The sequence below is a fragment of the Curtobacterium sp. APC 4022 genome (assembly GCF_030407555.1).
GTDB lineage: Bacteria > Actinomycetota > Actinomycetes > Actinomycetales > Microbacteriaceae > Curtobacterium.
Genome location: NZ_JASDDD010000080.1, coordinates 2,949 through 10,463, shown reverse-complemented (window position 1 = coordinate 10,463; position 7,515 = coordinate 2,949). Strand labels below are relative to the sequence as shown.

The window sequence follows — 7,515 nt, the reverse complement described above, 5'->3', positions numbered from 1 at the left end:
TGCCGGGTGACGCGGTGACCGGTGCGGGCACGGCAGCATCGGGACCATGCACAGCACCCTGTCCTCCTCCTCGTCCGCCGCACTGCCGGGTACGTCGTCGGGTGCGGGCTCGTCGGGTTCGTCTGGTTCGTCGGGTTCGTCTGGTTCGTCGGGTTCTCCTGGTTCGTCGGGCACGGACCCGTCGCACGCGGTGCCGCCGCTGGCCCGGGTCACGATGGCGTTGACGGGTGCACTGCTCGCCGGGGTCGCCACGAGCTTCGGGCAGGCCGTGCCCGGACTCGGCACGGTGTCGAACTCGGCCGGACCGTGGTTCGTCGTCGCGGCGCTGCTCGTCCTGGCGGCGGGGGTCGGGCGGGGGAGTCGTGGCGGCAGCCGGACCAGCAGGCTGCGGGTGGCCCTGGCGATGGTGCTCGGGGTGGTGCTGCTCGAACTCATGCACATCGGGTACTGGGCGGCCACGAACCTGCGCGGCTTCGTCGACACCCTCTCGCTCACGAACTTCTGGGTCGTGATGGCGCTGCCCGCCGGCCTGCTGGCCGGCGCGGTCGCCGTCGCCGTGCGGTCCTCGGACGGCCGCTGGCGGGGTGCCGCCGCCGGGGTCACCGCCGCCGTGCTCATCGGCGAGGGGGTGCGTGGGCTGCTGCAGGTCGCCGCGACCACCGGTTCGGCGACGTGGATCGTCCAGATCGTCGTCGGGGTCGCCGTGGTCGTGGTGGGGATCGCGCTGGCCCGGACACCGGTCGGGCGGGTGGTGGCGCTCGGCACCGGGATCGTCGGGTCGGTCGCCGTCGCCGTGGTCTACGTCGGGATCGCCTGGCTCTGAGCGCACCGCTCCTGCACGGCCGGCCGAAACTGCACGTTCGTCCACAGAGTGCACTGCCGGGGCGCGCGCGGGCTCTGCGGCTGCGAGGATCGAGACGTGCACCTCCTCTCCGTCTTCAGTCTCCGGAACCGCGCCCTCATCGCCCTCGTGACGATCGTGGTCGCCGTCTTCGGTGGCGTCGCCCTGTCGAGCCTGAAGCAGGAACTCATCCCCAGCGTCGAGTTCCCGCAGGTCGCCATCGTCAGCGCCTACCCCGGAGCCACGCCAGAGGTGGTGTCGAACGACGTCTCGACCAAGATCGAACAGGCGATCCAGGTCGTGCCGGACCTCGAGTCGACCAGTGCGACCTCGTCCACAGGGCAGAGCGTCGTGTCCGCCTCGTTCCAGTACGGCTCGAACCTGGCCAGCGCCGAGGACAAGATCCAGACCGCGGTCAACGCCCTGTCGCTGCCCGACTCCGTGCAGACCCAGATCGTCACCGGGTCGTTCGACGACCTGCCGGTGCTGCAGGTCGCGGTGTCGGCCTCCGGCAACCAGGAGCAGCTCGTCGACCGGCTGCAGGCCTCGGCGATCCCCGACCTCGAGAAGCTCGACGGCGTGCGCCAGGCCGACGTCTTCGGCAACCCCGGCCGACGCGTCGTCATCACGCCGAACCAGGACGAGCTCGCCGCACGTGGGCTCAGCCAGACCGCGATCTCCGACGCACTCGACGACAACGGCACGCTGATCCCCGGCGGCACGCTGACCGAGGACGGCTCGACCCTGTCCGTGCAGACCGGTGAGCGGATCGCGTCGCTCAAGGACATCCGTGACCTGCCCCTCACGAGCTCGTCGTCGGGGTCGAGCTCGTCGTCGGGGTCCGGCTCCGGCGGCTCGACGTCCGGCGGCGGTGCCACGAGCGGTGCCGCGACGGGCGCCGGTGCGGCTGCCCCCGGTGCGACCGGTGCGACGGCGACGGGTGGCACGACCACCTCCGCTCCGACCGACGGCACGGCGACCGGCGGCGCGACCACCGCGGCCACCCCCACCGACACCACGCTCGGCGACGTCGCCACCGTCGCGATCAAGGAGTCCCCGCGCACCTCGATCAGCCGTGTGAACGGTCAGCAGGCGCTGACGATCTCGATCACGAAGACGCAGGAAGCCAACACCGTCGACGTCTCGAAGACCGTGCGGGACGCCCTGCCCGGCATCGAGAAGAAGATCGACGGCGACCCGCGGTTCACCGTCGTCTTCGACCAGGCGCCCTACATCCAGCAGTCGATCGACTCCCTCGCTGAAGAGGGCCTGCTCGGCCTCGGGTTCGCGGTCATCGTGATCCTGGTGTTCCTGCTCTCGTGGCGCTCCACCCTGGTCACCGCGATCTCGATCCCGACCTCGGTGCTCCTCGCCGCGATCGGCATGCGCGCCGCGGGGTACACCCTCAACATCATCACGCTGGCGGCACTGACCATCGCGATCGGTCGCGTGGTCGACGACTCCATCGTCGTCATCGAGAACATCAAGCGGCACATGGTGCCGGGCGTCGACCGCGGCCGGGCGGTGCTCGACGCCGTGCGCGAGGTCGCGGGTGCCGTCACCGCTTCGACCCTGACGACCGTCGCGGTCTTCCTGCCGGTCGCCTTCGTCGCCGAACTGGTCGGTGAGCTCTTCCGGCCGTTCGCGGTGACCGTCACCCTGGCGCTCATCGCCTCGTTGCTCGTGTCGCTGACGATCGTCCCGGTGCTGGCGTACTGGTGGCTCCGGCCCGCGAAGGCGAAGCAGGGCGAGGCCGTGTCCTCGCCGGCGGAGACCGACGCGGCCGTTGCGGACCCGGCCGCTGCCGACCCAGCCGCTGCCGACCTCGACACCATCCGTCCGGGCTCCGAGGGCGCGCTCGCCTCGGCCGACGACCTGCACGACGCCGGTACCTCGGACCGACTGCGTCGCGTGTACCTGCCGGTGCTCCGCTGGGCCGTCCGCAAGCCCGTGGTCGTCGTACTGCTCGCCGTGGTCGTCCTCGGCGGCACGGTCGCCTCGCTGCCGTTCGTCACGACGAACTACCTCGGCGACTCCGGCCAGAACACGTTCACCGTCACGCAGGACCTGAAGGCCGGATCGAGTCTCGCCGTGCAGTCCGACTCCGCACGCAAGGTCGAACGGGCGCTGCAGGACGTCGCAGGCGTCGACACCGTGCAGACCACCATCGGCACGAGCGGCCAGTCCATCCAGGCGGCGTTCGGCGGGGGCGGGACAGCCTCGGTGCAGTACGCCGTCACGACGGACGCCGACGCCGATCAGACCACGATCCAGGCCGACGCCCGGAAGTCGCTGAAGCGGATCGACGGCGTGGGTGAGATCACCATCGCGTCCTCCGGTGGTGGCTTCGGCGGCAGCAGCGACATCGAGGTCGACGTCACCGCGCCGACCCAGTCGCAGCTCGAGACCGCGTCGCAGAAGGTCCTGAAGACCATGCAGTCGGTCAAGGACACGACGGCCGCGACGAGCAACCTGTCGGCGGCGGAGCCGTTCCTGGCCGTCCGCGTCGACCGTGCGAAGGCCGCGTCCCTGGGGCTCACCGAGACCCAGGTCGGTGGCCTCGTCGCCGCAGCGGTCTCGCCGCGGGACACCGGCAGCATCGAGATCGACGACGCGACGCTCGACGTCTACATCGCCGACGCCGAGCCGCCGACCACGATCGCGGCCCTCCGTGACCTCGACGTCCCGACGAGCACCGGCACCGTCAAGCTGACGGACGTCGCGACGGTGGAGAAGTCCGAGGGACCGACCACCGTCACCACGACGAACGCGGCCCGCACGGCCACGATCACCGTGACGCCGGACGCGTCGAACCTCGGCGCCGCGGTGCAGTCCGTCACCAAGGCGGTCGACCAGCTCGACCTGCCCCGCGGCGCGACCGCGTCGATCGGTGGTGTCGCCGCCAGCCAGTCGTCCGCGTTCTCGCAGCTCGGCCTGGCACTCGTCGTCGCCGTCCTGATCGTCTACGTGATCATGGTCGCGACGTTCCGCAGCCTGCTCCAGCCGCTGATGCTGCTCGTGTCGGTGCCGTTCGCCTTCACGGGTGCACTGCTGCTGCAGATCATCTCCGGGGTGCCGCTCGGCGTCGCGTCGCTGATCGGTCTGCTGATGCTCATCGGCATCGTCGTGACGAACGCCATCGTGCTCATCGACCTCGTCAACCAGTACCGCAGACGAGGGCTCCGGGTCCGTGATGCCCTGCTCGAGGGTGCGGCCCGTCGTCTCCGGCCGATCCTCATGACGGCGACCGCGACGATCTTCGCGCTGCTGCCGATGGCGATCGGGCTGACCGGCAAGTCCGGCTTCATCTCGCAGCCGCTCGCCCTCGTCGTGATCGGCGGTCTGGTCTCGTCGACGCTGCTGACGCTCGTGGTGCTGCCGGCGCTGTACGCCCTGGTCGAGGGTGCGCGCGAGCGTCGGGCCGAGCGGAAGGCCGCACGGACGCAGTCGTAGCCGCCCGCCGGTCGGGGGCTCAGCGGTCGCTGGGCTCCCGGTCCGCCGGACGGAACCACGACACGACCGCGCACGTCAGGGTGACGAGGAACACGAGCGCTCCGAGCTGCGCGACGACGGACACCTGCCCGACGGCGGCCCCGTAGCCGCCGAAGGACACGGCGACCAGGAACGACAGCCCGAGCAGCAGCTCCACCGAGGTCCGGACACCGGTCAGGGGAGCGGTGAACGGGCGCGGTGCGCGGGGGACCGGCGTCTGGGCAGCGGGCATCGGGGCGGAGGGCGTGGAGGTCACCCCGGAAGTCTGGCGACCCGGCCGGTCCGCCGGCAGTCCCGTTCCGGGGGCCACCCACCCGGGGGCGTCAGCGCAGACCGGGGGCGTCAGCGCAGACCGGGGTAGTCAGCGCAGGCCGGGGGAGTCAGCGCAGGCCGGCGCGGAGGAAGTCGGTCACCCGTCGACTCATCGCCTGGTCGAGCTGCGCGATCGAGTGCGCCGAGCCCTGCACCGCCACGAACGTCACCGGCACCCCATGCGAGCGCAGCGTCGAGGCGAACCGCTGTGACTCCCACAGCGGGATGAACTCGTCGGTCGAGTGCCCGATGAAGAACGGCGCCGTGGCCTTCGTCACGTGGTACTCCGGCGACGCCCGCTCGGCGGCCGGGCAGGCGCGGTAGGACGCACAACCGAGGTAGAGCAGCTGCTTCCGCTGGAACGCCGCCGCGACACCGTCCGACCCGGTCGAACGGGCCGTCAGATCAGTCGGGCCGCTGAGGTCGACGACCGCCCGGATCCGGAAGCCGTCGGCGTACGCGGTCGACTCGTGGTCCTGCACCGCGAGCATCGCCGCGAGGTTGCCTCCCGCGCTGCCGCCGAACACGCCCACGCGTCCCGGGTCGACGTCGTACGTCTGCAGCGTGGACTGTCGGAAGACGAAGTCCAGGGCGCGGCGGACGTCGTCGAGTCCGGCGGGGAAGGGGTCGGTCGGTGCCAGGCGGTAGTCGACGTTGAAGGTCACGAAGCCCTCGGAGGCGAGGTACTGGCACACCGAGCGGTACGCGGCGGTCGCCTTGTCGCCGTGTGACCAGCTGCCGCCGTGGATCATCATCACCGCCGGACGGGAGCCGACCTCGACCCGGTCGGGGGCCTCCGTCGGCGCGGCCGTCGGCGTCGCCGTCGGGGTGGCGGTGCTCTCCGGCGGGCTGTCGGCCGGCAGGCACACGTCGAGCTGCTGCAGTGGGTCCCGCCCGTAGGGGACGTCCTGGACGACGTCGATGCCGTGGTACCGCAGCGACAGCGGGTAGATGACCGGTCCGGCGGTGACCGTCGAGTTCCGGTCGCCCGTGCCGTCGGCGCTGCAGGACGCGGCGGCGCCGACGATCGCGACCGCGGCGACGAGCGCGAGCAGGAGACGACGGCCGGACTTCATCGCCAGCCACGCTACATGGGGTGGCCGGGGGTGCCAGGATGGTGGTCCCACCCGCAGGAGGATCCCGTGAGCCGTCAGAAGTCCTGGAACGCCGATCCGGAACCGCTCCTCCGCGTCGGTCCCGGGTTCCGACTCGACACCGTCGACCCCGACGGCACGCCGGGGTTCCCCGGCCGGAAGATCGACGGGCTCGAGGCGCTCGCCGCCGGTGCCTCCCGGCTCACTGCCCTGCAGGAGCGTCTCTGGGCGGCGGCGACCGCGGGCGACCAGCGGCGCGTGCTGCTCGTCCTGCAGGCGATGGACACCGCGGGCAAGGGTGGAATCGTCTCGCACGTCGTCGGCGCTGTCGACCCGAACGGCGTCCACTACGCCGGCTTCAAGGCCCCGACGGCCGAGGAGCGCGAGCACGACTTCCTCTGGCGCGTCGAACGACAGCTGCCGGACGCCGGACAGCTCGGGGTGTTCGACCGGTCCCACTACGAGGACGTCCTGATCCAGCGCGTCCGTGGGCTGGCGGAACCGGCCGAGATCGAGCGGCGCTACGGCGCGATCGTCGACTTCGAGTCGCGTCTGGCCGAGCAGGGCACCACGATCGTCAAGGTGATGCTGCACATCTCGAAGGACGAGCAGCGCGAACGGCTCGGTGACCGGCTGGACCGGCCGGACAAGCACTGGAAGTTCAACCCCGCGGACATCGACGAGCGTCTGCGCTGGGACGAGTACCAGCAGGCGTACCAGGTGGCGTTCGACCGCACCTCGACCGAGCAGGCGCCCTGGTACGTCGTGCCGGCGAACCGCAAGTGGTACGCCCGCCTCGCCGTGCAGCAGCTCCTGCTCCGGGCCCTCGAGGACATGCACCTCTCGTGGCCGGCCGCCGACTTCGACGTGGCCGAGCAACGACAGCGGCTCGCCGAGTCCTGACCGGCTGCGGGTCCGGGCCTGCGGGTCCGGGCCCGCGGCGATCCGGACTGGAGGCCCGGCGCACCCCCGTCACAGCCCCGCCGTCCTCGACGGGGCTGGCCCGCGTCCACCGACGGGGCTGGCCTTCGTGCACACGGTCGCGTAGAATCGCTCGGTCGGCCTTCGACACCGTGGCTCGCGAGTCGCGGACGTGTTTGGGTGTTGTGTAGTTCGAGGGCTGGAATCACGTCGATCGACGACGCGATGAACCCCCTCTCCACGAACCGCCCCCGCCGATGTCGCTGCCGGGCCGCGTGGTACGTCTGCACCCCGGAAAGAACACATGGCCCCGTACGACAAGGGCGCGAACTCGCGCGCCGACCGCTCCGACCGCGCTCGTCACCCGAACGGCACCCCCGCCGCTCGCAGTGCCAAGCACCGCGGCTTCCGAGCCCCTGAGCCCACCGCCCCGCGCCAGAAGCAGCGCTGGGACGCCGAAGAGCGCCGCTCCCGTCCGTCGTCGGGCGAGCGCCCGAACTGGGAGCCCCGTGACAGCCGCGGCAGCCGTCCGGCGTGGGAGCCCCGCGGTGCGGGCCGTCCCGCACGCGGTGACGACCGTGCCCCGCGCAGCTTCGACCGGAACGACCGCGGCCCGCGTCGCGACGACGACCGCGCACCCCGCCGCGACTCCGGCGACCGTGCCCCGCGCAGCTTCGACCGGAACGACCGCGCTCCCCGTCGTGACAACGACGACCGTCCGCGTCGTTTCGACCGTGACGACCGCGCTCCCCGCAGCTTCGACCGCAACGATCGCGCGCCCCGTCGTGACAACGACGACCGTCCGCGTCGTTTCGACCGTGACGACCGCGCTCCCCGCAGCTTCGACCGCAACGA

General features: G+C 71.7%; 5 protein-coding genes and 1 pseudogene. 4 read left to right on the top strand and 2 right to left on the bottom strand.

Annotation, left to right across the window (positions count from 1 at the left end; translation table 11 throughout):
• Nucleotides 1-46 precede the first annotated feature (46 nt).
• Nucleotides 47-823, top strand: coding sequence for a DUF6518 family protein (locus tag QL987_RS16285; RefSeq protein WP_290158674.1), 777 nt, complete (start codon nucleotides 47-49; stop codon nucleotides 821-823).
• Between the two features lie 96 nt (nucleotides 824-919).
• Nucleotides 920-4,294: an efflux RND transporter permease subunit gene (locus QL987_RS16280; protein WP_290158673.1), complete on the top strand. Its 3,375-nt coding sequence runs from the start codon at nucleotides 920-922 to the stop codon at nucleotides 4,292-4,294.
• Nucleotides 4,295-4,313: 19 nt separating this feature from the next.
• Here the strand turns inward: QL987_RS16280 and QL987_RS16275 are convergent, their stop codons facing one another.
• Together QL987_RS16275 and QL987_RS16270 are read right to left on the bottom strand one after the other, a co-directional pair.
• On the bottom strand, nucleotides 4,314-4,589 hold the full coding sequence (locus QL987_RS16275; protein WP_111074924.1) for a hypothetical protein: 276 nt from the start codon (nucleotides 4,587-4,589) through the stop codon (nucleotides 4,314-4,316).
• A gap of 124 nt (nucleotides 4,590-4,713) precedes the next feature.
• Nucleotides 4,714-5,721: an alpha/beta hydrolase gene (locus tag QL987_RS16270; protein WP_111074925.1), complete on the bottom strand. Its 1,008-nt coding sequence runs from the start codon at nucleotides 5,719-5,721 to the stop codon at nucleotides 4,714-4,716.
• Between the two features lie 66 nt (nucleotides 5,722-5,787).
• Between QL987_RS16270 and QL987_RS16265 the strand changes: the two genes are divergently transcribed.
• Nucleotides 5,788-6,642 (top strand): polyphosphate kinase 2 family protein, encoded by an 855-nt coding sequence (locus QL987_RS16265; RefSeq protein ID WP_253467324.1) that lies wholly within the window; start codon nucleotides 5,788-5,790, stop codon nucleotides 6,640-6,642.
• A 322-nt stretch (nucleotides 6,643-6,964) separates the two neighbouring features.
• Nucleotides 6,965-7,515, top strand: a pseudogene (locus tag QL987_RS16260) (ATP-dependent helicase); the annotation flags it as partial.

Coding starts and splice junctions, on each gene's coding strand:
- QL987_RS16285 (WP_290158674.1), top strand. CDS start 47: ATGCACAGCACCCTGTCCTCCTCCTCGTCCGCCGCACTGCCGGGTACG.
- QL987_RS16270 (WP_111074925.1), bottom strand. CDS start 5,721: ATGAAGTCCGGCCGTCGTCTCCTGCTCGCGCTCGTCGCCGCGGTCGCG.